This is a genomic window from Pseudomonas nitroreducens NBRC 12694 (assembly GCF_002091755.1).
GTDB classification, from domain to species: Bacteria; Pseudomonadota; Gammaproteobacteria; order Pseudomonadales; family Pseudomonadaceae; genus Pseudomonas; species Pseudomonas nitroreducens.
In genome coordinates this window covers 320,261-343,443 of record NZ_BDAI01000001.1, presented here as the reverse complement: position 1 = coordinate 343,443, position 23,183 = coordinate 320,261, and the positions used below count along the sequence as shown (strand labels likewise).

Sequence of the window (23,183 nt, the reverse complement as noted above, 5' to 3'; positions counted from 1 at the left end):
AAACCCTCTTCCAGGGGGAGAGGGGACCATTCGGTGCAGGATGAAAACTCTGCGTCAGCCGGCACGGGAGGCTCCCTCTCCCTCCGGGAGAGGGCTGGGGTGAGGGGAAAACGCGCGCACGGATTGAGTTGGGGCGTGAGGCTGTTGCTTCTACGGGGAACCAGCCATACGAGGTTGCAGCGGCACCAGGCTCGGCAGCTGCACCTCGCCCCGCAACTCTACCGGTGCGATGCGCCAGGAACTGTTGAACAGGTACTGGTCGCTGAAACCGCTCACCAGCAGGCCGACCTCGTCCCCCGGCGCAAGGCTGGCGCTGACGGCGTTGAGGCGCGTGCTGCCCTGGTTCGCCAGGGGTTTCACCTGTTCATCCAGGCGCTGCGTGCGGCCATTGGCGCTGCGGATCGCCAGTGCCGCGAAAACCTGTGCGTCCGGGCGTTCCGCCAGCGGTTGATCCAGGCGCACTTCGGCGCTGCCCAGCAAGGCGCTGGTTTCGCTTACGCGCTGCAAGGGGATGAACGTCGAAGGCTGAACCAGGCCACTCAATGCCGGCCGGATCGCCGTGGCCGGCAGCGCGACGGTTACGCCCGGCGGAGGCAAGTCGTCTAGTGCCACTCCCTGGTCCAGGTCGAGGCTGATGCACAGGTCCGGCACGCCGTCGGCGGCGCCAGGGCGCTTGCGCAGCTTTTCCTCGTACCAGGCGAGGATGCCGGTATAGAGATTGATCGCCCGCGAGCCGCAATGGATCACCGGCTCGTTGTTGAACGGCGGCAATCCGCTCCAGGCTTGCATGGGCGGCGGCAGGATGTGGCCGCCCTGCATGCCGAGCAGGCGCACGTCCGCCGGGCCCTGTTTCAGGCACTGGCGGATCTGCAGGCCCTGGTCCAGCGGGAACAGGGTGTCGCGCAGACCCTGGATCAGCAGGGCGTCGGCGTGGGGCAGGCGGCCGGCCGCGCAGTAGCTGGCGAGGCTGTTGGCGTGCAGCTCGGCCTGTACCGGCTCCGCCATGCGCCCGCCGGTGGTGTGCAGGTAGTCGGCCTGGACGAACTTGCCCAGGTCGTAGCCGGTAGCGAGGCCCAGGCTGACCAGCACGCCGCCCCAGCCGATCTTCAGCTGGCCGTCCGGCGCCAGGGCGTCGGCCAGGTCGTACCAGGTGGCGATGGGCACGATGGCGTCGATGCGCGGGTCTTCCGCCGAGGCCAGCAACTGCACGGCGCCGCCATAGCTTTCGCCGAGCATGCCGACGCGCGGGTCGTTCGGGCCGTCCATGGTCAGCCGTGCCAGGTGCGTGGCGGCCCAGTCGATCACTGCGCTGGCATCCTGGACCTCGAACTGCGGGTTCATCATCTCGATGCGCCCGTCGCTGCCGCCCCAGCCACGCTGGTCGTAGCTGACCACCCAGAAACCGGCCTTCCAGGCGCGCAAGGCGGCGCGGCCGGACATCATGTTCTTGCCGTAGTAACCCTCCGGCCCGGTCACCCGCCAGCCGCCCCAGCCGTGGGTGTGGACGATCAGCGGGGCCGTTTCGCCAGCCTTCAGCGCGGGCTGGAAGACCGTGGCGGAGAGCCGGGTGCCGTCGCGCGCGACGATGACCGCTTCGAACCAGGTGGCCGGCAGGTCCTGGCCGCGGCTGGCGCTGAAGTCCGGAACCTGGTCGCGGGCGGCGCAGCCGGCGAGCAGGGCGAGGCACAGGCAGAGGAGGGCGCGCATCGGGACTCCAGGCAGGTCAGGCAGGTGCGCCAGCATGCCCGGCGCCCGTAGCGCCCACCCCCAACCAAGGTTGGGTGACCCGGACGGACGCGAGGTGACCGCACGGTGCGCTTTGCGCGACAATACGCCATTGGTTTTTCTGGAGTTACCCGATGTCCCAGCCAGTCGATGCGATTCTCGACGCCACCGGCCTGAACTGCCCCGAGCCGGTCATGATGTTGCACAACAAGGTGCGCGACCTGCCGGCCGGCGGGCTGCTCAAGGTGATTGCCACCGACCCTTCCACGCGCCGTGACATTCCCAAGTTCTGCGTCTTCCTCGGCCACGAGCTGGTGGAGCAGCAGGAAGAGGCGGGGACCTACCTGTACTGGATTCGCAAGAAGGCGGAGTGATCGCGCTGCCGATATCCGGTCGCCCGTGGGAGCGGACTTCGTCCGCGATGTCTTTACGCCGCGCGGTTGTTGCAGGGAGTGGCCGCTGCGCCCGACGTTGAATTTCAGCCGCAGAGTCACCGGCGATAGCGCTTTTCTGTGGGAGTGAGCTTGCTCGCGAAGCGCCCGGCGCCGGAGCTGCCAGGGGATTTGTTCGCGAGCAAGCTCGCTCCCACAGGGAAAGGCTTCAGCTTCCTACCGGGCGTGCGGCAATCTTCTGGGCGATCATCCGCCCGATCAGCGCGACGAAGGTGAGGGCGATCAGCACCACCGAAATCGCCGCTACCGCCGGGTCGATGTTGTCGCGCAGGCCGGACCAGATCTGCCGCGGCAACGTGTTCACCTCGGTACTGGTGACGAACAGGGTCACCGCGATCTCCTCCCAGCTCAGGGCAAAGCACAGCAGCGCCGTGCTCGCCACGCCCAGCTTGAGGTTCGGCAGTACCACCATGAAGGTGGTCTGGCCCAGGCTCGCGCCGAGGTTGCGCGCGGCCAGCTCGATGCGCCGATCCAGCTGGCTGAGCGCCACCAGCATGGTCACCACGCCGTAGGGCACCACCATCACGATGTGCGCGATGGTCAGCCCGAACAGGGTGTCGTAGCCCAGGCCGGGGGCGAACTGGCTGACCTTGGTCTCCATGAAGTACAGGACCATCGCCGAGATCATTGGCGGGATCGCCATGGGCAGCAGCACCAGGCCGATCAGCAGGGTCGCCAGGCGCGAGCGCAGGTACCAGATGCCGAGGCTGAAGCTCACCGCCAGCGCGGTCGCAATGATGCAGGTGGCGGTGGCGACGATCAGGCTCTGGCTGATCGCCGAGAGCCATTCCGGGCTGTCCAGCAGCGCGTGGTAATGCCGCAGCGACCAGTTGCCGTTGGGCATCGACAGGAAACGCTTGCTGGTGAAGGACACCGGGATCACCGCCAGCAGCGGGAAGATCATGAAGATCATCGCCATGGTCGCCAGCAGGCGGCTGGGGGCTTTGGTTTCGTGTGCGTTCATCATGAGGGCCTGTTGTCGTTTCGCGGCGAGCCGCGTTGCCGCGTCAAATTGCGCCAGGCAAGGCGCGGGACGCAGGTTATGGTTATTCCCTTGGCAAGTCCTGCAACGCAGCATGGCGCGATTTGCCGCGCAACCCGGAGGGACGGGGCCCATTTGGCGCAGTGCCGCGTTGCTCGTCGTTCATTTGGATCACCAAACCTCTCTCCTCGCGCCTTGCCCTGCGCCAAATGGGCCTCCGTCGCGGTCGTCGCGAAACGACCACAGGCCCTCGTTCCTCAGCCGACCAGCTTGTCGACGCGGGTCATGCGCAGCAGCGCCCAGATCATCCCGCTCACCAGCGCCAGCAGCACCACCGAAAGCGCCGCGCCCAGGCCCCAGTTGCTGGTCTGGAACATCTGCAGGTAGACGTACTCGGCCACCATCACCGTCTGCCCACCGCCGAGGATCGCCGGGGTGATGAAGAAGCCCAGGCAGAACACGAAGACGATGATGAAGGCGCCAAGAATGCCCGGAATGGTCTGCGGCACGAAGATGCTCCAGAAGGTGCGCATCTGCCCGGCGCCCAGGCCGCGCGCGGCGAGCAGCACGCGCGGGTCGAGGCGGCGCATGGTCGAGACCAGCGGGAACAGCGCGAAGGGCACCATGAAGTGGACCATGCCGATCACCACGCCCAGCTCGTTGCGCGTGAGTTGCAAGGGCTCGCTGGTGATGCCCAGGTATTGCAGCCAGTCGTTGAGCAAACCGTTGCTGCGCAGGGCAATCAGCCAGCCGAAGGCACGCACCAGCACCGACAGCCAGAACGGGATGAACACGCAGATTTCCACCACGCGCTGCCAGAACGGCGGGCTGTAGACCCAGCAGTAGGCCATCAGGTAGGCGATCACCAGGGAGATCACGCTGACCGTGGTGCACAGGCGGAAGGTCCGCCAGAGCACGTCGTGGATCGCCGGGTCCGTCATGATCCGCTGGTACTGCTCGATCCCGGGCTCCGGCAGGGTCACGCTCCAGCCGAGCACGCCGAGGAAGGGCAGTACGTAGAACACGAACAGGACGATCGGCAGCGGCAGCAGCAGGGCGCCCAGCTTGAGCCGCGAGGGGGCGTTATCGGCCATGACCTGCGCTCCGCGTCACTTGGAAATGTGGGTCAGGTACTGCTCCAGGGTTGCCCCGTAGTGGTCGGTGTACCACTCGTGGCTGAGCATGATCTGCTTGGGCAGGTTCGCCGGGTCCGTGCAGTTGAGGTGCTTGCGGTCGTCAGGGATCAACGCGGCGGCGGCGGGGTTGGCCGGGCCGTTGCCGAACATCTTGAACAGTTCGACCTGGGTCTGCGGGTCCTGGGCGTAGGCAATGAACTTCATCGCCGCCTCGGTGCCGGCCGGGTTGCCCTTGAGCACGCCCCAGTTGCTGCAGCCCAGCAGGGCGTTGTCGAAGGTCCACTTGATGCGGCCTTCGCTGTCGTCGGTGATGACCTGAGCGCGGGTGTTCCAGATCGCGCCCATGGACACTTCGCCCTCGATCAGCAGCTGCTGGGTTTCCGCCCCCGAGCCCCAGAAGGACAGCACATGGGGCTTGAGCTCCTCGATCTTCTTCAGGGCACGCGGCACGTCCAGCGGGTAGAGCTTGTCCGGGGTCACGCCGTCGGCCAGCAGCGCGGCCTCCAGCATGCCGTTCATCCACTTGTAGAGGGTGCGCTTGCCGGGGAAGGTCTTCACGTCCCAGAAGTCAGCCCAGGTCTTGGGTGCCTTGTCGCCGAAACGCTCGCTGTCGTAGGCGATCACGTAGCTGAGCATGTAGTCGGCGATGCCGTACTCGTAGGCGAAGCCGGGCAGCACCTTGTCCTTGGACACGACGTTGTAGTCGATCGGCTGCACCAGGCCTTCCTTGCCGAGTATCTGCAGGACCGAGCTCTCCGCGTCGACCACGTCCCAGCTCACCCGGCCGCTGGATAGCTGGGTGCGGATGGCGCCCTCGGTAGGGCCGCTGCCGTCGATCTTGGTGGGGATGCCGGTGGCCTTGGAGAAGCCCTCGGTCCAGGCCTTGCCGAATGCCTTGATCGCGTCGCCGCCCCAGTTCACCACCACCAGCGGCTTGTCGCCGGCGGCGAAGCTCACGCCGCTGCGCAGGGCCAGCGGCAGGGCGGCCATCAGGCCCATGCCCTTGAGGAAGGTGCGGCGGTCGATCTGCCCGCGGCGGGTCTTTTCGATGAGGACTTCGATGCAGTCTTGCTGGTGAGGATTGAACATGGGTGCAGCTCCCGATCAGGTGGGATGGCGAATTAGGGGACGAACGCGTGCGGCGACTCAGGCGATCAGCAGGCTTTTCTCGATGGGCCAGCTCAGCCAGACCTTCGAACCGTGCTCCAGGCGCGAGGCCTGATGGTCGGCGTGCACGGCCAGGCTCATGGGCAACTTGCCTTCGGCACCGGCACCCAGGCACAGCTCGGTGCTGGCGCCCTGGTAGGTCTTGGCGGTGAGCACGGCCTGCACCACGTTGTGGCCGTTCACCTGCGGCGGGGCGCTGTGCAGCTGCATGTGTTCCGGGCGCACCGCCAGCAGCGGTGCGTCGGCCTGTATGGCGTTGGAATAGCTGGCGCGCAGCTCGGCCTCACCGAAGCGTCCGCAGGCCAGCTCGCCGGCGCGGCCCACCTGGCTGAGCGGGAAGAGGTTCATCTTGCCGAGGAATTCGGCGACGAAGCGGTTGTTCGGCTGGTTGTAGATGATTTCCGGCGCGTCGACCTGGGCCAGTTGGCCACGGTTGAAGATGGCGATGCGGGTGGACAGCGCGAGGGCTTCGTTCTGGTCGTGGGTGACGAAGACGAAGGTGGTGCCGACCTGGCGGTGGATGCGTTGCAGTTCGGCCTGCAGTTGCTCGCGCAGGTTCTTGTCGAGTGCCGAGAGCGGTTCGTCGAGCAGCAGCATGTCCGGTTCGAAGACCAGGGCGCGGGCGATGGCCACGCGTTGCTGCTGGCCGCCGGAGAGCTCGCCGGGGCGCTTGCCCAGGTGTTCGCCGAGGCCGACCACTTCGAGCATGTGGCGCACGCGGCGGTTGCGCTCCTCGGTCTTCACGCCGCGGATCTTCAGCGGGAAGGCGACGTTGTCCTCGATGCTCATGTGCGGGAACAGGGCGTAGCCCTGGAACACCATGCCGAAGTTGCGCTTCTCGGCGGGGCGCTTGGTGATGTCGGCGCCGCCTTCCTCCAGACGACCGCGGGACGGGTCCTGGAAGCCGGCGAGGATCATCAGGAAGGTGGTCTTGCCGGAGCCCGACGGGCCGAGGAGAGTGAGGAACTCACCCTGCTGGACGTCGATGTTCACGCCATCCAGCGCGTTGAAACTTCCGTAGCTCTTGCCGATGCCGATGGCACGGAGTTGGGGCTGTCGCTCCACTGCACTTACCTCGATTTCTTGTTCTTGTTCGAGCAGCCGCCGGGTGAGGATCAGGTAAAAATCAGCGGCCTTTTTTTAACGCAGTATTGTCAAATCTCTCTTCGCTTCAATCGCGTTTTTTTGCCCTCATTGTTCGAAATCACTCACCAATCAGCGCATGGCGCGCATTCTGGCGGAACTGCTCGGACATCCGCAGCTCGGCCTTCATCCACGCCTTGAAGGCCCGAACGTCGGGGCGTTCGGATTTGGCCGGGTCGGTGACGAAGTAGTAGCGGTTGGGCGGCTCGATGGCGACGTTGAACAGGCGCACCAACTGCCCCTTGGCCATGGCGTCGCCGCTGACCAGCGCATCGCCCATGGCCACGCCTTGCCCGGCGATGGCCGCCGACTGCACCAGGTGCGCGTCGGAGAAGACGATGCCGTTGCGCACATTGAGGTTCTTCACCCCGGCGGCGGCGGTCCACAGCAGCCAGTCGGAGTGATCGACCATGTGCAGGAACGGCAGGCTGGCCAGGTCTTCCGGCGAGTCGAGGCCGCCGACGGAGTTGATCAGCGACGGGCTGCACACCGGGAAGGTGTCCAGCGTGGCGATCAGGTCCACGTGCAGGTCCTGCCAGTCGCCCACGCCGTAGGCGATGAACAGGTCGACGTCACGGTCGCTGACATCGTCGGGGACGCGGGGCGAGACCAGGTTCAGCTCCACCTGCGGGTGGGCGCGCTGGAACTTGCCGATCTGGTGGCACAGCCAGTAGGTGGCAAAGCCCGGCGTGCAGCTCACGCACAGGCGGCCGGAAACTTCCTCGGCGTTGGCGAAGCGCCGCGCCTCGTTGAGGATCGCCAGGGCGCGCTGGGTTTCGCGGGCGAAGCATTCGCCGTGGTAGGTCAGCGCAATGCCGCGGCCAACCCGTTCGGTGAGCGGGATGCCCAGGCAGTCTTCGAGGCTGTGCAACTGGTGGCTGACGGCGCTGCGGGTCAGGCTCAGCTCGCTGGCCGCGCCGGACAGGCTGCCCAGGCGGGCGACGGCGTCCAGCACGCGCAGGGCGGTCATCGAGGGGAAACGCATGGCTCACTCCAAGTGCGCGAAGTGGAGCCTTTATCCCTGAGCGGGGCGGTGGTGTCGAGTGGCTGCGGGTACGGGCGGAGAGGGTGGGTGTTGCGGAGTGTTTCGCGCACCCCAGGAGCGCCGGAGCCAGACCGTAGGGCGAATAACCTGGAACAGGTTATCCGCCGCTGCTCCTACGGCGGATAACGCTGGCGCGTTATTCGCCCTACAAAACTCGCGAACGGGTTTCGCAGCGGGGCGGGTTCGCGAGCAAGCTCGCTCCTACAAAGAGCCGTTCGCGCGCAACGGCAACCCCGGTCTTGCCGCTCCTACGGGATGACCTCGGCGCAGGGGCCGCCCTCACCCCAGCCCTCTCCCAGAGGGAGAGGGGGCCGTTCGGCGCAGGATGAAACCATGGCCTCAGCCGGCACAATCTGCCTCCTCTCCCTAAGGGAGAGGGCTGGGGTGAGGGGGAATCACAGGCGCGGACTGACCTGAAGAAGACAGTTGCTCCTACAGCTCGACTTCTGATCTGGCCGTTAGCGCAGCTTCTCCATCATCTGGTAGTACCACATGCCCGCCGCCAGCATCGGGTTGCCGAACACGTCGCCCATGGGCACGCGGATGTGCTTGCACTGGGCGAAGGTGTCGAACTTCTCCAGGTCGCCGGTCATCGCCGTGGCCATGATCTCGCCCATGATGTGGGTGGTCGCCACGCCGTGGCCGGAGTAGCCCTGGCAGTACCAGACGTTCTCCGACAGCTTGCCCAGCTGCGGGATGCGGTTCATCACGATGCCCATGGCGCAGCTCCACTGGAACTCGATGTCCACGCCCTTGAGCGCCGGGAAGGTGCGCTCGATGCACGGGCGCAGTTCGCCGGCGATGTCGCGGGAGTCGCGACCCGAGTAGTTGGCGCCGCCGCCGAACAGCAGGCGGCCGTCGCCGGTCATGCGGTAGTAGTCGAGCACGAAGCGGCAGTCGTAGACGGCCAGGTCCTGCGGGTTGATGCGCTTGGCCAGTTCGCCCAGCGGCTTGGTGGTGACGATGCCGCCCATGGCCGGGAAGATCATGCCCTTGAGCTGCTTGCGCTCGAGCTTGTGGTAGACGTCGCCGGCCAGCATCACCTGCGCGGCGTTGATCCGTCCGCCCGAGGTGACCACCGCCGGGCGCGGGCCGTGGATGATGTCCAGCACTTCGGAGTGCTCGAAGATCAGCGCGCCCAGGCTGGCGGCGGCCTTGGCCTCGCCGATGCACAGGTTGAGCGGGTGCAGGTGCATGTTGCGGGTGTTCTTGATGGCGCCGCAGTAGAGGTCGCTTTCCAGGTGCGCGCGCACACCGGCGCCGTCCAGCAGGCTGATCTCGTCGCCCATGCCACGGCGCTTGGCGTCATCGAAGGTGGCCTTCAATTCGTCCATGTGCGACGGCTTCATCGCCGCGTGCAGGTGGCCGAACTTCAGGTCGCACTGGATGCCGTATTTCTCCACGCGGCTCTTGATGATCTCGTGGCCGCGCCAGCGCAGGTGCCAGATGAAGTCGTCGACGTCGTCGCCCAGCCACTGGCGCATCTGTTTTTCCATGGCGGAGTCGCCGGAGAGGCTGCCGGTGACCTGCCCGCCGTTGCGCCCGCTGGCGCCCCAGCCGACCTTGTTGGTCTCGACGATGGCGACCTTGTAGCCACGCTCGGCCAGCTCCACGGCAGTAGCAACACCGGTGAAGCCGCCGCCGATGATGGCGATGTCGACGTTCACCTCGCCCTGCAGCGTGGGGTAGCGGGTCTCTTCGTTGAGGCTCGCGGAATAATAGGACTTCGCGCGCTCGGGGGCGGGAGTGGCGGGGTTCAGTGCAGCGTTCATTTTTGTGTTTCCCTTGTTGTTCCTTTCCCTCTCCCTAGCCCTCTCCCTGAAGGGAGAAGGCTGGGGAGAGGGGCTTGCAAGCAGTTGCACGATGCTTTCACGCCTGCGTCAGATACCAGCGCCAGTCCTGCTCGCCGACCTCGCCCATGAACTGGCGGTATTCGGCCTGCTTGACCTTCAGGTAGACGCCGAGGAATTCGTGCCCCAGCGCGTCACGCGCCCAGCTGGAGCGTTCCAGCGCGCGCAGCGAGGTGAGCCAGTCGGTGGGCAGCAGTTCCTTGGCCTGGGCGTAGCCGTTGCCTTCCACCGGCGCACCCGGATCGATCGCCTCGCGAATGCCGCGGTGAATACCCGCGAGGATCGCGGCGGCAGCCAGGTACGGGTTGGCGTCGGCGCCGCAGATGCGGTGCTCGACGTGTCGGGTATTGGCCGGGCCGCCGGGCACGCGCAGGCTGACGGTGCGGTTATCGCAGCCCCAGGTCGGCGCCAGCGGCGCGTAGCTGTTGGCCTGGAAGCGGCGGTAGGAGTTGGCGTTGGGGCAGAACAGCAGCAGCGAGTCGAGGAGGCTTTTCAGCATGCCGCCCACGGACTGGCGCAGCAGCGGAGTGCCGGCGGGGTCTTCGCTGGCGAACAGGTTGTTGCCCTCGGCGTCGGCCAGGGACACGTGCATGTGCATGCCGGTGCCGGCGAGGTCGTCGAACGGCTTGGCCATGAAGCAGGCCTGCATGCCGTGCTTGTGCGCCACGCCTTTCACCAGGCGCTTGTAGCGCACGGCCTGGTCCATGGCGACCAGCGCATCGCCGTGCTCCAGGGTGATCTCCACCTGGCCCGGCGCGTATTCGGAAATCGCCGTGCGGGCCGGAATGCCCTGGGCCTTGCACGCGGCATAGAGGTCGGCGAGGAACGGCTCGATCTGCTCCAGCTCACGCAGGCCATAAACCTGCGTGGTGCGCGGGCGACCGCCGTCGGCGTCCAGCGCCGGTTGCGGGCGGCCATTGGCATCGCGCTTGGCGTCCAGCAGGTAGAACTCCAGCTCGCAGGCCATCACCGGGTGGAAGCCATCGGCCTTGAGGCCGTCGATCACGCGCAGCAGCACGTGGCGCGGATCGGCGATGTCCGCCGGCTTGCCTTCCTCGGGGTGCATGCTGACCTGCACCGCCGCCGTGGGAATCTGCCGCCAGGGCAGGCGCACCAGGCTGCCGGCCAACGGGTAGGCGCGGCAATCGATGTCGCCCACGTCCCAGACCAGCCCGGAATCCTCCACGTCCTCGCCGTGCACGGTGAGACCGAGGATGGTGCTGGGCAGCGGCCGGCCGGACTGGTACACGGCGAGCAGTTCCTCGCGGTGCAGCAGCTTGCCGCGCGGCACGCCGTTGGCGTCGAGGATGAACAGCTCGACCATCTCGATATCGGGGTTCTGGGCCAGGAAATACTGGGCTTCTTGCACGGAGGCGAAATTCATGGGGCTCTCGTTAGCATCCACGCGGATGCGCTGACGACCTGCAGGCCAGGGCCGCGCCGACGGGCGCAGGATTGAAGGCAGGCAAGCGATACAACGGGCTACGTCTTGTTCGAGAACGGCGTATGGCCAGTCCTGAGCGTAGTTCCGTCGAATGAATACGGGCGATGACGCCCGATCAGCGAGAGGTGCTGTCCGGTGGACGGGCGTGGCGGCAGTGCCAGAGCGCCCAGAAGGCCAGTTCGAGAGGCAGGGTCAGCGGTTGCAGTTCGAGCCAGCGGGCATGTTTGCGCGGCAGGCGGACAGCGCTGCCGGCCTTGCGGGCGGCGACGGGTTCCAGCGATGCGGGCGAAACGAGCAGATGCATGTCGAAGGTTATGGCTGACGATTCCCGGAGACTCGCACGGCGGATGGGTTTGTTAAATGTGATTTTCACGACGTTTGGTTTCATTTTATCGAAACTGAATGCCGGGGAAGGACCGCTACGAAGGCCGTTCCAGAGCCTCTCCGGTGACCATGGCGCATCCCGTCGAAGCGCTCGGAACACCCGCCACACCTGCCCTAGACTGGTGCAGTCAGCGCCCGTTGCGAGTTCGCCCATGTGCCGTATCGCCTTCGCCCCGTCGATCCAGCGTCACGTTTCCATCGTTGAGCGCGAGCTGACGGCGGACACCTTGTCCGGCGCGTTGGAAACGGTGTTCGCCGAGGCGCCGAAGCTGCGCGGCTACCTGCTGGATGACCAGGGCGGATTGCGCCGGCACCTGACGATTTTCATTGATGGGCTGCGCCTGCGGGACCGCGCCCGCCTCAGCGATGCGCTGGCGGCGGACAGCGAGGTCTACGTGGTGCAGGCCTTGAGCGGTGGATGAGAACCGGCGGTAATTCAGGAGAGCACAATGGATGATCGACTGCTGGTGGCGACCCGCAAGGGGTTGTTCACCTTCCAGCGTGGCGCGGACGGTTGGCAGGAAAGCCGCCGTGACTTCATCGGCGAACCGCTCAGCACCGTGCTGGCCGACCCGCGCGATGACAGCCTCTATGCCGCCCTCAACCTCGGCCATTTCGGCTGCAAGCTCTGGCGCCAACGCGCCGGTGAAGCTTGGCAGGAAGTCGCCGTGCCGACCTATCCGCAGCAACCCGACCCGCTGCCCGAACCCGCGGAAGGGGGAGCGCCGGCCGCGCCCTGGACCCTGCAACAGATCTGGTGCCTGGAAACCGGTGGCGCTGCCGAGCCCGGCGTGCTCTGGGCCGGCACCATTCCCGGCGGCCTGTTCCGCAGCGACGACGGCGGCGACAGCTGGGAGTTGAACCGCCCGCTCTGGGATGTTCCCGAGCGCTCGCGCTGGATGGGCGGCGGCTATGACTGGCCGGGCATCCACTCGGTCAGCGTCGATCCGCGGGACAGCCAGCACCTGACCGTCGCGGTGTCCTGCGGCGGCGTCTGGCAGAGCGTTGACGGCGGCGCCAGCTGGCGCCTGAGCACCGCCGGCATGTACGCCGACTACATGCCGCCGGAGCTGCGTGAAGAGGGCGCCATCCAGGACCCGCACCGCCTGGTGCATTGCCCGGCGCAACCGGATCGCCTCTGGGTGCAGCATCACAACGGCATCTTCACCTCCATCGACGGCGGCTCGCGCTGGAGCGACGTGTCGGTCCAACCCTCGAGCTTCGGTTTTGCCGTCGCCGTCCACCCGACACGGCCGGAGACGGCGTGGTTCGTCCCGGCGGTGAAGGATGTGTGCCGGATTCCGGTGGATGCCCGCTTCGTCGTTACCCGCACGCGCGACGGCGGCGCCAGCTTCGAAATACTGGACGGTGGCCTGCCCGAGGGCGCCGCCTTCGACCTGGTCTATCGCCACGGCCTGGCCATCGACGATGACGGCGCCTGCCTGGCGATGGGTTCCACCACCGGTGGCCTGTGGCTGTCGGAGAACGGCGGGGACCACTGGCAGTGCCTGTCCGTCCACCTGCCGCCGATCTACTGCGTGCGCTTTGGCTGAGTCTTGTGCCTGGCCTCTTCGCGCTCCTCGCGCGGCTTCATGCGGTGGTCGAAGTAGTTGATCGCGGTGCCGAACACGACGATGGCGATCAGGATGGTCAGGCCGATATGCGTGGCTTCCATAGGGTTCTCCTTGGACGGTTCGCTCAGAGCGCCTGGCCGTGGCGCTTGAGCTCCAGGCGGCGGATGAACTCCTCCAGTACCCGGCGGTAAAGTTCGTCCTTGAGGCAGGCATCCTCGATACCGGCGTCGAGGTTGGGGTTGTCGTTCACTTCGATGACCACCACTTCGCCGTCCACCTCCTTCAGGTCGACGCCGTAAAGGCCGTCGCCGATCAGGTTGGCAGTCTTCAGTGCCAGCTCCACGACGGCGGGCGGCGCGCTTTCCACCGGCAGCGTGCGGCACTCGCCGATCGCCTCGCCGCCGGCCTTGTGCTCGACTATCTGCCAGTGCCCGCGGGACATGAAGTACTGGCAGGCGAACACCGGCTGGCGATTGAGGATGCCGATGCGCCAGTCGAACTCGGTGTAGAGGTATTCCTGGGCGAGCAGCAGCACCGAGTGCTCGAACAGCTCGGCGCTGACGCTGTGCAGTTGCTGGGCGTCCTCGACCTTGTAGACGCCACGGGAGAAGCAGCCGTCGGGGATCTTCAGAACCAGCGGGAAGCCCAGCCGCGCGCCGATGCGCTCCAGTTCCTGCGGGTCGTCCTTGTAGAGGATTTCCGTGGCCGGCATGCCCAGGCCGTGGCTGCGCAGCAGGTCGCTGAGATAGACCTTGTTGGTGCAGCGCAGGATCGAGGCCGGGTCGTCCATCACGATCAACCCCTCGCTCTCGGCCTTTTTGGCGAAGCAGTAGGTGTGGTCGTCGACGCTGGTGGTCTCGCGGATCAGCAACGCGTCGTACTCGGCGAGGCGCGGGTAATCTTTCTTCTCGATCAGCTCCACGTCGATGCCCAACTGCCGGCCGACGCGGACGAAACTCTCCAGTGCGCCGGCGTTGGAAGGCGGCAGGCTTTCCGCCGGGTTGTGCAGGATGGCCAGGTCGTAACGCGCCAGGCGCCGCGAGTTGGGCTGGCGCCAGACGCGCCGGCTGAAGCGGTCCAGGGCATCGGCGAACTGGTCCTCCTGGTTATCGCGCAGCTTGTGCAGCGCGCCGGGGCGGATTCCCGCGATGTGCCAGGCGTCGGTGCGGCGGAAGTCCACCAGCAGAATGGGGCAAGGGAAGACCTCGAACAGTTGGCGGGCGATGGGTTGCAGCGGTTCGAGGTCGGTACGGCCGAAATACAGGCGCAGAGTGAAGCCGTCGGTGCTGGCGCAGGGATGCTGGGCGAGGGCTTTTTCCAGGGATTTTTCCAGGCCGTCCAGAGCCAGGCCGTAGAGGGATTTCTTCGCCAATTCGCTGATGGTGCGCACGGAAGGAATGACCTTGTGGCCACGTGCTTCGGCGAGCAGCGAACAATAATAACCGTGGCCGAGATATTTATAGTGGCGGCACAAGTTGATGACCTGGAAGCGTTTCCCTGCTTCGAACTGGCGGGAGGCTTCCAGATATTCCCGCGCCGTCAGCATGTCCTCGCTGGGGAGGTACGAGGCCCAGTCTTCCTTGCGGTCGACGATGATCAGAACCCGGCTGGACCGCGCTGAAGGAGGCTCTGCAGCGGCATCGGGGATTATCCGGAGAGAACTTGCGTTCAACTTTTCATGGAAGTTAGTGTGTAACGAAGACATTGTTAACGGACCTGTCTGGAAGTTGCCGTGTGTCTATTAAGCAGTAACTTTCTGAAATGTCCCGGTTCATTACGAAAGTTTTATGGAGAACTCATGTCACTGTTATATCGCCTTGCCACGCAGGCCGATTTGCCGGCTCTTCTCGCGTTGGAGGAAGGCACTTTCGACGAGGACCGCCTGAGCGCGCGCAGCTTCCGTCATCTGATCGCCGCGCCGAGCGCTGAACTCCTCGTGGCGCAGGAGGGGGGCGAGCTGCTTGGCTACGCCTTGCTGCTGTTTCGCCGGGGCGCCACGGTGGCGCGGTTGTATTCGCTGGCGATCTCGTCCCAGGCCCGTGGTCGGGGGCTGGGCAGTGGCCTGCTGGAGCAGGTGGAGCGCAGTGCCACGGGGCGCGGCTGCAAGGCGCTGCGGCTCGAGGTGCGCGTCGATAATGGCATCGCCATCGGTCTCTATGAGCGGCACGACTATCGTCGGTTTGGCCGGACCGCGGGTTTCTACGAAGACGGCGCCGATGCCTGGCGGTACGAGAAGCCGCTGATCTGAAGAAGAGATCGGGGACTGGCCAGGAGGTGAAAAACAATCTATAAAAACATAGATTGTTTATTTGTAGATCGTACCCATGACCACTCCTGCGCTCGACCCCGCCGACGCGCTGCGTCTGCATCAGTCCGCCGAAACCGCCTGCCAGTTGCTCAAGGCGCTGGCCAATACCGACCGCCTGATTCTGCTCTGCCAACTGGCCGAGGGTGAACTGAACGTCGGTGAGCTGGAAACCCGTACGGGCATCTCCCAGCCGACCCTGTCCCAGCAACTGGCGGTGCTGCGCCGCGAAGAGCTGGTGGAGACTCGCCGCGAGGGCAAGCAGGTCTATTACCGCATTGCGAGCCACCAGGCGCTGGCGGTGATCGAAACGCTGTACCGGCTGTTCTGCGCGGAGCAACCGAGATGATCGACTGGACTCATTTCACCCCCTGGAGCGCCCTGGCCGGTGGAGCGCTGATCGGTCTGTCGGCCGGGCTCTACGCCGTCCTCGATGGTCGCGTCGCCGGCATCAGCGGGCTGCTCGGCGGATTGTTCAGAAGCGCCGGCTGGCGCGGAGAAGGGCTGTTCTTCCTGCTCGGAATACTGGCCGCGCCGCTGTTGTGGGCTGCGTTGCTGCCATTGCCGGAGATCCGTTTCGAGGCAGGCTGGAGGACGCTGGCGGTGGCGGGCCTGCTGGTCGGCGTTGGCAGTCGTTTCGGCTCCGGCTGTACCAGTGGGCATGGTGTCTGCGGGCTATCACGGATGTCTGGCCGCTCGCTGGTGGCGACGTTGTGCTTCATGGGTACCGGCTTCGCCACCGTGTTCGTTCTGCGTCACTGGTTGGGGATTGGAGCATGAGCAGGATCGCCGCCTTGCTGCTCGGCCTGCTGTTCGGCATCGGCCTGTTGCTGGCAGGCATGGCCAACCCGGCCAAGGTGCTGGGCTTCCTCGATCTCGCTGGGCGCTGGGACCCCTCGTTGGCGCTGGTGATGCTGGCTGCCATCGCTGTTGGACTACCGTTCTTCACGTGGGCGCGGCGGCACGATCGTTCGCTGCTGGGTGGCCTGATGCAACTGCCGCAGCGCCGCGACCTGGACAGCCGGCTGATCGGCGGCAGCCTGCTGTTTGGCGTTGGCTGGGGCATTGCCGGCATCTGTCCGGGACCGGCACTGGTGACCTTCTCCGCCGGCTACTGGCAGGGCGCATTGTTCTGCCTCGCCATGCTGGTGGGGATGGCGCTCCACGCCGCCTGCGAACGGCATCGCGAGAACCAGGGGAGGCCCGCATGAGCGCCACGATCCAGCATTTCTTCGACCCGGCCACCTCCACCTACAGCTACGTGGTGGCGGATCACAGCACCGGGTACTGCGCCATCATCGATCCGGTACTGGACTACGATGCCGCCTCCGGCCGCGTGAGCAACGCCGGCGCCCGGCGCATCCTCGACCATGTGCGCGAACAGGCGCTGACGGTGCAGTGGTTGCTGGAGACCCACCTGCATGCCGATCACCTGTCCGCCGCAGCCTGGCTCAAGGCCGAGCTCGGCGGTCGGCTCGCCATCGGCGCCAGCATCGCCCAGGTACAGCGCACCTTCGCAGGACTGCTCAACCTGGGCGAGGATTTTCCCTGCGACGGCAGCCAGTTCGACCACCTGTTCGAGGACGGCGAGCGTTTTAGCATCGGCGAATTGCAGGCCCAGGCACTGCACACTCCGGGCCATACGCCGGCCTGCATGACCTATCTCATCGCTGACGCTGCCTTCGTCGGCGACACGCTTTTCATGCCCGACTACGGCACCGCCCGCTGCGATTTCCCCGGCGGCGACGCGCGGCAGTTGTACCGTTCGATCCAGCGGCTGTTCGCGCTGCCCGATTCGACCCGGCTGTTCCTCTGCCACGACTACCTGACGGAGGGGCGCGAGGAGCACCAGCACGAGACCACGGTAGCGCGCGAGCGCGAGGCCAACGTCCATGTGCATGACGGGGTGGGCGAGGACGCCTTCGTCGCGATGCGCAACGAACGCGATGCGACGCTCAACGCCCCGGCACTGATCTGGCCGTCGATCCAGGTGAACATGCGTGGCGGGGTTCTGCCGGAAGCCGAGGGCAACGGCGTGCGGTATCTGCGGATTCCGCTGAATCGTATGTAGGGTGAGGCAACGGGTTCGCGAGCAGACTCGCTCCTGCCAATGGAGCCTGCTACGAACTTGTCGGAGTGAACAGGTTCGCGAACCGCTGCGGGCTATCCGCCGTGATGGCGGATAACGCTTCCTGCGCTCCCGGACATTCGAGCCACTGCTTCCCCTCACCCTGGCCCTCGGGGAGAGGGCCGGGGTGAGGGAAGCGCCCGGGTGCGAGGCTCATCGCAGTCGGAGCCCGCTGCCATGGGGCCTTAGAGCAAAAGACTGCGAATATCCCCCAACACTTCGCCGAGCCGCCGAGTGAACCGCGCCGCCGCCGCACCGTTGATCACCCGGTGGTCATAGGACAGCGACAACGGCAGCATCAGCCGCGGTTGGAAGGCCTTGCCGTCCCACAGCGGCTGCATGGTCGCCTTGCTCACGCCGAGGATCGCCACTTCTGGCGCATTGACGATGGGCGTGAAGCCGGTGCCGCCAATATGCCCCAGGCTGGAGATGGTGAAGCAGGCGCCCTGCATCGCGTCGGCGGAGAGCTTCTTGGTCCGCGCCTTCTCCGCCAGTTCGGCGGCCTCCAGGGCAAGCTGCAGCAGCCCTTTCTTGTCCACGTCGCGGATCACCGGCACCAGCAGGCCATCCGGCGTGTCCACGGCGAAGCCGATGTGCACGTAATGCTTGCGGATCAGGGCCTTGCCGCTGGGCGCCAGCGAGCTGTTGAAGTCCGGCAGCTCTCGCAGCAGGTGGGCGCAGGCCTTGAGCAGGATCGGCAGGATGGTCAGCTTGGTCCCGGCCTTTTCCGCCGCCGCCTTCTGCGCGATGCGGAAGGCTTCCGCCTCGGTGATGTCGGCGGACTCGAACTGGGTCACGTGGGGCACGTTCAGCCAGCTGCGGTGCAGGTTGCTGGCGCCGACCTGCATCAGGCGGGTCATGGCCACTTCTTCGATTTCGCCGAACTTGCTGAAGTCGATTTCCGGAATCGGCGGAATCCCTGCGCCGCCAGCGGCTCCTGCCGCCGCGCCGGACTTGCTCCGTTGCAGTTGCTCCTTCACGAACAACTGCACGTCCTCCTTGAGGATGCGGCCCTTGGGCCCGGTGCCGGTCACCTGAGCGAGATCGACGCCGAATTCGCGGGCGAGCATGCGCACCGCCGGCCCGGCGTGGACCTTGGTGCCGTCGCGGCTGGGCGCACCGACGGGCGCGGCTTCCGGTGCCTTGGGCTGCTCGGTTCTTGCGCTGGGCTCCGGAGCGGGTTGCGCGGTGTCCTGCGCAGCAGTCGGCGCGGCGCTAGCGGCAACTTCCAGTTCAAGGATCTCATCGCCTTCCTTGAGCGTATCGCCGATCTTCACCTTGATGGCTTTCACCACCCCGGCCCTGGGCGCGGGGATTTCCATGCTGGCCTTGTCGGATTCCAGCGTCAGCAGGCTCTGGTCGGCCTCGATGGAGTCACCCACCTTGACCATCAGTTCGATGATCTCGCCCTGGCCGTTGCCGATGTCCGGCACCTTGATGGTTTCCACGCCACCGCCTCCCGCAGGCGCGGATTGCGGGGCCGGTGCGGCGGCGGGCCTGGGTTGTTCGGCTGCCGGTTTGGCGGGCTCTTCGGCCTTGGCCTCGGTGGCGCTGTTTTCGGCTTCCAGTTCGAGGATCTCGTCGCCTTCCTTGAGGGTGTCGCCGATCTTCACCTTGATCGCCTTCACCACGCCGGCTTTCGGCGCAGGAATTTCCATGCTGGCCTTGTCGGATTCCAGGGTCAGCAGGCTCTGGTCGGCCTCGATGCGATCGCCGACCTTGACCAGCAGTTCGATGACTTCGCCTTCGCCGTTGCCGATGTCGGGTACGCGGATGGTCTCGCTCACGGTGCCTCTCCTCAGAACCTGCTCAATGTCTGCCTGCACTTGCTCATGCGGCGTTGAGAGCAGGCTCGAAATGCTCATTTATCGCTCGTAAACTGCGCTTTCTCGCCTGCTCTCGCCTTGCCTGAGCTGCGTTCGGCAAGACCTTGAACAGGTTCTAGCAGTCCAGCGGGTTGGGTTTTTCCGGGTCGAGGCCGAACTTGGCGATCGCTTCCGCCACCACTTTCGGCTCGATGTCGCCGCGATCGGCCAGCGCCTCCAGCGCGGCGAGCACCACCCAGTGGCGGTCCACCTCGAAGAAGTGACGGAGCCTGGCGCGGGTGTCGCTGCGGCCGAAGCCGTCGGTGCCCAGCACCTTGAACTCCTTGGTCGGCACCCACTGGCGAATCTGTTCGGCGTAGACCTTCATGTAGTCGGTGGACGCGATCACCGGCCCGCGCCGGCCGCCGAGGCAGTGCTCGACATAACTCGCACGCGGCTTCTGCCCAGGATGCAGGCGATTCCAGCGTTCCACCGCCAGGCCGTCGCGGCGCAGCTCGTTGAAGCTGGGCACGGACCAGATGTCTGCGCCGATGCCGAAGTCCTCGCGGAGGATTTTCGCGGCCGCTTCCACCTCGCGCAGGATGGTTCCCGAGCCGAGCAGCTGGACGTGGTGCGCGGCGCCGCGCTTGTCCTCGTCGAGCAGGTACATGCCCTTGATGATCCCTTCCTCGGCGCCCTTGGGCAGGGGCGGGTGCGGGTAGTTCTCGTTCATCACGGTGATGTAGTAGAAGACGTCCTGCTGCTCCTCCATCATCTGCCGGACGCCCTCCCTGATGATCACCGCCAGCTCGTAGGAGTAGGTCGGGTCGTAGGTGCGGCAGTTGGGGATGACCGAGGCAAGCACGTGGCTGTGGCCGTCCTCGTGCTGCAGGCCTTCGCCGTTGAGCGTGGTGCGCCCGGCGGTGCCGCCGAGGAGGAAGCCGCGGGTCAGGCTGTCGCCGGCCGCCCAGGCAAGGTCGCCGATACGCTGGAAGCCGAACATCGAATAGAAGATGTAGAACGGCAGCATCGGCTGGCGGTAGTTGCTGTAGGCGGTGCCGGCGGCGATGAACGACGACATGGCGCCGGCCTCGGTGATGCCTTCCTCGAGGATCTGGCCCTTCTTGTCCTCGCGATAGAACATCAACTGCTCCTTGTCGACCGGCTCGTAGAGCTGGCCCACCGAGGAGTAGATGCCGAGCTGGCGGAACATGCCCTCCATGCCGAAGGTGCGGGCTTCGTCCGGGATGATCGGCACGATGCGCTGGCCCAGCTCCTTGTCCTTCACCAGTTGCGAGATGATCCGCACGAAGGCCATGGTGGTGGAGATTTCACGGTCGCCCGAACCGTCCAGCAGCGCCTTGAGCGTTTCCAGCGGCGGCGCCGGGATGGCCTGGCTGTTGCCATGGCGATGGGGCATGAAGCCGCCCAGGGCGGCCCGGCGTTCCTTCAGGTAGCGCGCCTCGGCGCTGCCCTCGTCGGGGCGATAGAAGGGCAGCCTGGGCAGGTCGGCATCCTTGATCGGGATGTCGAAACGGTCGCGGAAGGCGCGCAGGCTGTCCACGTCGATCTCGTGGATGTTGTGGGCGATGTTCTTCGCCTCCCCGGTGCCGGTGCCGTAGCCCTTGATGGTCTTGGCCAGGACCACGCTGGGCTGGCCCTTGTGGTTCACCGCCTGGTGGTAGGCCGCATAGACCTTGTACGGGTCGTGGCCACCACGGTTGAGCTTCCAGACCTCCTCGTCGGAGAGGTCCTTGACCATCTCCAGCAACTCGGGCCGCTTGCCGAAGAAGTGCTCGCGGACGTAGGCGCCGTCCTTGGCCTTGTAGTTCTGGTAGTCGCCGTCCACCGCTTCGTCCATCCGCGCCTGCAGCAGGCCGGCGGTGTCCTTGGCGAACAGCGGGTCCCACAGGCGCCCCCAGATCACCTTGATCACGTTCCAGTTGGCGCCGCGGAACACGCCTTCCAGCTCCTGGATGATCTTGCCGTTGCCGCGCACCGGGCCGTCCAGGCGCTGCAGGTTGCAGTTCACCACGAAGATCAGGTTGTCGAGCTTCTCGCGCCCGGCCAGGGAGATCGCACCGAGGGATTCGGGTTCGTCGGTCTCGCCGTCGCCGAGGAAGCACCAGACCTTCTGCTTGCCGGCGGGAATGAAGCCGCGGCTCTCCAGGTACTTCATGAAGCGCGCCTGGTAGATCGCCTGGATCGGCCCCAGGCCCATGGACACCGTGGGGAACTGCCAGAAGTGCGGCATCAGCCGGGGGTGCGGGTAGGAGGAGACTCCCTTGCCATCCACCTCCTGGCGGAAGTTCTCCAGCTGTTCGTCGCTGAGCAGCCCCTCGATGTAAGCGCGGGCGTAAACGCCTGGGGAGGCGTGGCCCTGGAAGTAGATCAGGTCGCCGGCGTGTTCCTCGGTAGGGCCGTTGAAGAAGTAGTTGAAGCCGATGTCGTAGAGGGTCGCCGAGGAAGCGAAGGTGGAGATGTGCCCGCCCAGTGACGGGTCCTTGTGGTTGGCGCGCATGACCATTGCCAGCGCGTTCCAGCGCACCAGCGAGCGGATGCGCCGCTCCATGAACAGGTCGCCGGGCATGCGTGCTTCATGGCCGACCGGAATGCTGTTGCGATAGGGCGTGGTGATGGCGTAGGGGAGTTGCGTGCCGGTGCGGCTGGCCAGCTCGCCGAGGCGAGTCATCAGGTAGTGGGCGCGCTCTTCGCCTTCTTTTTCCAGTACGGATTCCAGCGCGTCCAGCCATTCCTGGGTTTCGACGGGGTCGATATCGTGCATGGTCAGGGGTCCTGGTTACGGGGTCGGCTCTACGCAATGCCGGCTCCGGGCCAGGTGTTCCATGGGGTTGGCGCAACGGTCGGCGGCCCTTGTGAGGCCACCGCGCTGCCGCCGGCACGCGCGTGTGGCTATAGAGCTTAGACAGCTCTGGCGCCAGTGCCCGCCCTGATTGTCGAGTCAGGTCGTCGCAGTGGCCTCAGAGCACCGCGTCGCGCCGCAGGTCGTCGCCGCGCTTCCACTGGGCCGCCACCAGCCGGTCGCGCCCGGCCTGCTTGGCCTGGTAGAGCAACCGGTCCACCGCCGCGACGAAGTCCAGCGGGCGGTCGCTGGAGGAGGGCACGGCGGTGCCGACGCCCAGGCTGATGGTCAGCAGCGAGGACACATTCGACTTCTCGTGACTGATCTGTTGTTCGCGCAGCACGCTGCGGCAGCGCTCGGCAACCTGCCGCGCGGCCTCGCTGTCGGTCTCTGGCAGCACCAGCACGAACTCCTCGCCGCCGAAGCGCGCGATGAAGTCCCGCGGGCGATGCAGCGCACCGGCCAGTGCCTTGCCCACCGTGCGCAGGCAGTCGTCACCGCGGACATGCCCGTAGTGATCGTTGAACTGCTTGAAGTAGTCGATATCCAGCAGTACCAGGGAGATCGGCTGGCCGCTGCGCTGGGCGCTGCCCCACTCGGTGTCCAGCACCGAATCGAACATGCGCCGGTTGGCCACACCGGTCAGACCGTCCTTGTACGAGTACTCCTCGAGCTGGCGCTGCAGCATGATCAGCTGTTCTTCGGCGCGCTTGCGCTCGCTGATGTCGAACATGAAGCCGACCAGCGAATCCACCTCGCCGTCGTCGTCGCGCACCACGTGCACCACATCGCGAATCCACACGTAATCACCCTGGATGGTCAGCGCGCGGTAATCCGCCTCGTGATCGGTGCCCTCGCGGGACTGCGAGATGCAGAAATTCACCACCCGCTCGCGGTCTTCGGGGTGCATGCGCTCTGCCCAGTCGTTGGCGCTGACCCAACTGGCCTGGCTCCAGCCCAGCAATTCTTCGATCTGCGGGCCGATGTAGGCGAAGGTCATGGATTTCCAGTCGATCTTCCACGGGATGGCGCGGGTGGATTCGAGGAGGGTCTGGTAGACGGGATTCTCCGGGGAGGCGTCGTACGGCATGGCGGCGGCTCTCTGATGGCACTGTGCCTTGTTCTACCACATCGCGATGACCGAAAAGCGGCCGATTGCGCTGGTTGACCCCTCGATGGC

22 protein-coding genes are annotated in these 23,183 nt (G+C 65.9%); 8 read left to right on the top strand and 14 right to left on the bottom strand.

Annotation, left to right across the window (positions count from 1 at the left end):
* Positions 1-150: 150 nt before the first annotated feature.
* Positions 151-1,707 carry an alpha/beta hydrolase gene (locus PNI01S_RS01540; protein ID WP_084357303.1) on the bottom strand — a complete coding sequence of 519 codons (1,557 nt, stop codon included), beginning with the start codon at positions 1,705-1,707 and terminating at the stop codon, positions 151-153.
* Positions 1,708-1,859: 152 nt separating this feature from the next.
* Between PNI01S_RS01540 and tusA the strand changes: the two genes are divergently transcribed.
* Positions 1,860-2,099 (top strand): sulfurtransferase TusA, encoded by a 240-nt coding sequence (tusA, locus tag PNI01S_RS01535; RefSeq protein ID WP_015477744.1) that lies wholly within the window; start codon positions 1,860-1,862, stop codon positions 2,097-2,099.
* A gap of 226 nt (positions 2,100-2,325) precedes the next feature.
* Here the strand turns inward: tusA and PNI01S_RS01530 are convergent, their stop codons facing one another.
* From PNI01S_RS01530 to PNI01S_RS01495, 8 genes are all read right to left on the bottom strand, one after another.
* Positions 2,326-3,141: an ABC transporter permease gene (locus PNI01S_RS01530; RefSeq protein ID WP_024763543.1), complete on the bottom strand. Its 816-nt coding sequence runs from the start codon at positions 3,139-3,141 to the stop codon at positions 2,326-2,328.
* 275 nt (positions 3,142-3,416) lie between these two features.
* The gene (locus PNI01S_RS01525) at positions 3,417-4,253 is read right to left on the bottom strand and encodes an ABC transporter permease (protein ID WP_024763542.1); all 837 of its coding nucleotides are present in this window, start codon (positions 4,251-4,253) and stop codon (positions 3,417-3,419) included.
* A 15-nt stretch (positions 4,254-4,268) separates the two neighbouring features.
* Positions 4,269-5,384, bottom strand: coding sequence for an ABC transporter substrate-binding protein (locus PNI01S_RS01520; protein ID WP_024763541.1), 1,116 nt, complete (start codon positions 5,382-5,384; stop codon positions 4,269-4,271).
* A gap of 57 nt (positions 5,385-5,441) precedes the next feature.
* Positions 5,442-6,527 carry an ABC transporter ATP-binding protein gene (locus PNI01S_RS01515; RefSeq protein ID WP_084357302.1) on the bottom strand — a complete coding sequence of 362 codons (1,086 nt, stop codon included), beginning with the start codon at positions 6,525-6,527 and terminating at the stop codon, positions 5,442-5,444.
* A 139-nt stretch (positions 6,528-6,666) separates the two neighbouring features.
* The gene (locus PNI01S_RS01510) at positions 6,667-7,590 is read right to left on the bottom strand and encodes a LysR substrate-binding domain-containing protein (protein ID WP_037018793.1); all 924 of its coding nucleotides are present in this window, start codon (positions 7,588-7,590) and stop codon (positions 6,667-6,669) included.
* 518 nt (positions 7,591-8,108) lie between these two features.
* Complete coding sequence (locus PNI01S_RS01505; RefSeq protein ID WP_024763539.1) at positions 8,109-9,422, bottom strand: NAD(P)/FAD-dependent oxidoreductase; 1,314 nt, start codon at positions 9,420-9,422, stop codon at positions 8,109-8,111.
* Between the two features lie 97 nt (positions 9,423-9,519).
* Entirely contained in the window at positions 9,520-10,884 is a 1,365-nt protein-coding gene (locus PNI01S_RS01500; protein WP_084357301.1) for a glutamine synthetase family protein, read from the bottom strand.
* A gap of 175 nt (positions 10,885-11,059) precedes the next feature.
* The gene (locus PNI01S_RS01495) at positions 11,060-11,248 is read right to left on the bottom strand and encodes a hypothetical protein (RefSeq protein ID WP_024763537.1); all 189 of its coding nucleotides are present in this window, start codon (positions 11,246-11,248) and stop codon (positions 11,060-11,062) included.
* A gap of 232 nt (positions 11,249-11,480) precedes the next feature.
* Between PNI01S_RS01495 and PNI01S_RS01490 the strand changes: the two genes are divergently transcribed.
* Complete coding sequence (locus PNI01S_RS01490; protein WP_084357300.1) at positions 11,481-11,750, top strand: ubiquitin family protein; 270 nt, start codon at positions 11,481-11,483, stop codon at positions 11,748-11,750.
* Positions 11,751-11,777: 27 nt separating this feature from the next.
* The gene (locus PNI01S_RS01485; RefSeq protein ID WP_024763535.1) at positions 11,778-12,881 is read left to right on the top strand and encodes a WD40/YVTN/BNR-like repeat-containing protein; all 1,104 of its coding nucleotides are present in this window, start codon (positions 11,778-11,780) and stop codon (positions 12,879-12,881) included.
* Here PNI01S_RS01485 and PNI01S_RS28425 read toward each other — a convergent pair.
* The gene (locus tag PNI01S_RS28425; RefSeq protein ID WP_157837653.1) at positions 12,860-13,003 is read right to left on the bottom strand and encodes a hypothetical protein; all 144 of its coding nucleotides are present in this window, start codon (positions 13,001-13,003) and stop codon (positions 12,860-12,862) included. The genes PNI01S_RS01485 and PNI01S_RS28425 overlap by 22 nt on opposite strands.
* 23 nt (positions 13,004-13,026) lie before the next feature.
* Entirely contained in the window at positions 13,027-14,607 is a 1,581-nt protein-coding gene (locus PNI01S_RS01480) for a RimK family ATP-grasp domain-containing protein (protein ID WP_084357299.1), read from the bottom strand.
* 93 nt (positions 14,608-14,700) lie between these two features.
* On the opposite strand from PNI01S_RS01480, the gene PNI01S_RS01475 reads away from it, so the two are divergent.
* The 5 genes from PNI01S_RS01475 to PNI01S_RS01455 all read left to right on the top strand — a co-directional run bounded on the left by PNI01S_RS01475 (position 14,701) and on the right by PNI01S_RS01455 (position 17,278).
* Positions 14,701-15,150 carry a GNAT family N-acetyltransferase gene (locus PNI01S_RS01475; protein WP_024763533.1) on the top strand — a complete coding sequence of 150 codons (450 nt, stop codon included), beginning with the start codon at positions 14,701-14,703 and terminating at the stop codon, positions 15,148-15,150.
* Between the two features lie 76 nt (positions 15,151-15,226).
* Complete coding sequence (locus tag PNI01S_RS01470; RefSeq protein WP_024763532.1) at positions 15,227-15,556, top strand: ArsR/SmtB family transcription factor; 330 nt, start codon at positions 15,227-15,229, stop codon at positions 15,554-15,556.
* On the top strand, positions 15,553-15,987 hold the full coding sequence (locus tag PNI01S_RS01465) for a YeeE/YedE family protein (RefSeq protein ID WP_084357298.1): 435 nt from the start codon (positions 15,553-15,555) through the stop codon (positions 15,985-15,987). The genes PNI01S_RS01470 and PNI01S_RS01465 overlap by 4 nt, the downstream gene beginning before the upstream one ends.
* Entirely contained in the window at positions 15,984-16,418 is a 435-nt protein-coding gene (locus PNI01S_RS01460) for a DUF6691 family protein (protein WP_084357297.1), read from the top strand. The genes PNI01S_RS01465 and PNI01S_RS01460 overlap by 4 nt, the downstream gene beginning before the upstream one ends.
* On the top strand, positions 16,415-17,278 hold the full coding sequence (locus PNI01S_RS01455) for an MBL fold metallo-hydrolase (RefSeq protein ID WP_024763529.1): 864 nt from the start codon (positions 16,415-16,417) through the stop codon (positions 17,276-17,278). Before PNI01S_RS01460 ends, PNI01S_RS01455 begins: the two co-directional genes overlap by 4 nt.
* 242 nt (positions 17,279-17,520) lie before the next feature.
* On the opposite strand, the gene aceF is transcribed toward PNI01S_RS01455, so the two are convergent.
* The 3 genes from aceF to PNI01S_RS01440 all read right to left on the bottom strand — a co-directional run bounded on the left by aceF (position 17,521) and on the right by PNI01S_RS01440 (position 23,093).
* Positions 17,521-19,122 (bottom strand): dihydrolipoyllysine-residue acetyltransferase, encoded by a 1,602-nt coding sequence (gene aceF, locus PNI01S_RS01450; RefSeq protein WP_084357296.1) that lies wholly within the window; start codon positions 19,120-19,122, stop codon positions 17,521-17,523.
* Positions 19,123-19,276: 154 nt separating this feature from the next.
* On the bottom strand, positions 19,277-21,925 hold the full coding sequence (aceE, locus tag PNI01S_RS01445) for a pyruvate dehydrogenase (acetyl-transferring), homodimeric type (protein WP_024763527.1): 2,649 nt from the start codon (positions 21,923-21,925) through the stop codon (positions 19,277-19,279).
* Positions 21,926-22,121: 196 nt separating this feature from the next.
* Positions 22,122-23,093: a GGDEF domain-containing protein gene (locus tag PNI01S_RS01440; RefSeq protein ID WP_024763526.1), complete on the bottom strand. Its 972-nt coding sequence runs from the start codon at positions 23,091-23,093 to the stop codon at positions 22,122-22,124.
* Positions 23,094-23,183 lie beyond the last annotated feature (90 nt).

Excerpts from the sequence above, each read along its gene's own strand:
- PNI01S_RS01490 (WP_084357300.1), top strand. The coding sequence starts at position 11,481 with ATGTGCCGTATCGCCTTCGCCCCGTCGATCCAGCGTCACGTTTCCATC.
- tusA (WP_015477744.1), top strand. The coding sequence starts at position 1,860 with ATGTCCCAGCCAGTCGATGCGATTCTCGACGCCACCGGCCTGAACTGC.
- aceE (WP_024763527.1), bottom strand. The coding sequence starts at position 21,925 with ATGCACGATATCGACCCCGTCGAAACCCAGGAATGGCTGGACGCGCTG.
- PNI01S_RS01460 (WP_084357297.1), top strand. The coding sequence starts at position 15,984 with ATGAGCAGGATCGCCGCCTTGCTGCTCGGCCTGCTGTTCGGCATCGGC.
- PNI01S_RS01440 (WP_024763526.1), bottom strand. The coding sequence starts at position 23,093 with ATGCCGTACGACGCCTCCCCGGAGAATCCCGTCTACCAGACCCTCCTC.
- PNI01S_RS01495 (WP_024763537.1), bottom strand. The coding sequence starts at position 11,248 with ATGCATCTGCTCGTTTCGCCCGCATCGCTGGAACCCGTCGCCGCCCGC.
- PNI01S_RS01470 (WP_024763532.1), top strand. The coding sequence starts at position 15,227 with ATGACCACTCCTGCGCTCGACCCCGCCGACGCGCTGCGTCTGCATCAG.
- PNI01S_RS28425 (WP_157837653.1), bottom strand. The coding sequence starts at position 13,003 with ATGGAAGCCACGCATATCGGCCTGACCATCCTGATCGCCATCGTCGTG.
- PNI01S_RS01500 (WP_084357301.1), bottom strand. The coding sequence starts at position 10,884 with ATGAATTTCGCCTCCGTGCAAGAAGCCCAGTATTTCCTGGCCCAGAAC.
- PNI01S_RS01455 (WP_024763529.1), top strand. The coding sequence starts at position 16,415 with ATGAGCGCCACGATCCAGCATTTCTTCGACCCGGCCACCTCCACCTAC.
- PNI01S_RS01540 (WP_084357303.1), bottom strand. The coding sequence starts at position 1,707 with ATGCGCGCCCTCCTCTGCCTGTGCCTCGCCCTGCTCGCCGGCTGCGCC.
- PNI01S_RS01525 (WP_024763542.1), bottom strand. The coding sequence starts at position 4,253 with ATGGCCGATAACGCCCCCTCGCGGCTCAAGCTGGGCGCCCTGCTGCTG.
- PNI01S_RS01475 (WP_024763533.1), top strand. The coding sequence starts at position 14,701 with ATGTCACTGTTATATCGCCTTGCCACGCAGGCCGATTTGCCGGCTCTT.
- PNI01S_RS01510 (WP_037018793.1), bottom strand. The coding sequence starts at position 7,590 with ATGCGTTTCCCCTCGATGACCGCCCTGCGCGTGCTGGACGCCGTCGCC.
- PNI01S_RS01485 (WP_024763535.1), top strand. The coding sequence starts at position 11,778 with ATGGATGATCGACTGCTGGTGGCGACCCGCAAGGGGTTGTTCACCTTC.
- PNI01S_RS01465 (WP_084357298.1), top strand. The coding sequence starts at position 15,553 with ATGATCGACTGGACTCATTTCACCCCCTGGAGCGCCCTGGCCGGTGGA.
- PNI01S_RS01520 (WP_024763541.1), bottom strand. The coding sequence starts at position 5,384 with ATGTTCAATCCTCACCAGCAAGACTGCATCGAAGTCCTCATCGAAAAG.
- PNI01S_RS01505 (WP_024763539.1), bottom strand. The coding sequence starts at position 9,422 with ATGAACGCTGCACTGAACCCCGCCACTCCCGCCCCCGAGCGCGCGAAG.
- PNI01S_RS01480 (WP_084357299.1), bottom strand. The coding sequence starts at position 14,607 with ATGTCTTCGTTACACACTAACTTCCATGAAAAGTTGAACGCAAGTTCT.
- PNI01S_RS01530 (WP_024763543.1), bottom strand. The coding sequence starts at position 3,141 with ATGAACGCACACGAAACCAAAGCCCCCAGCCGCCTGCTGGCGACCATG.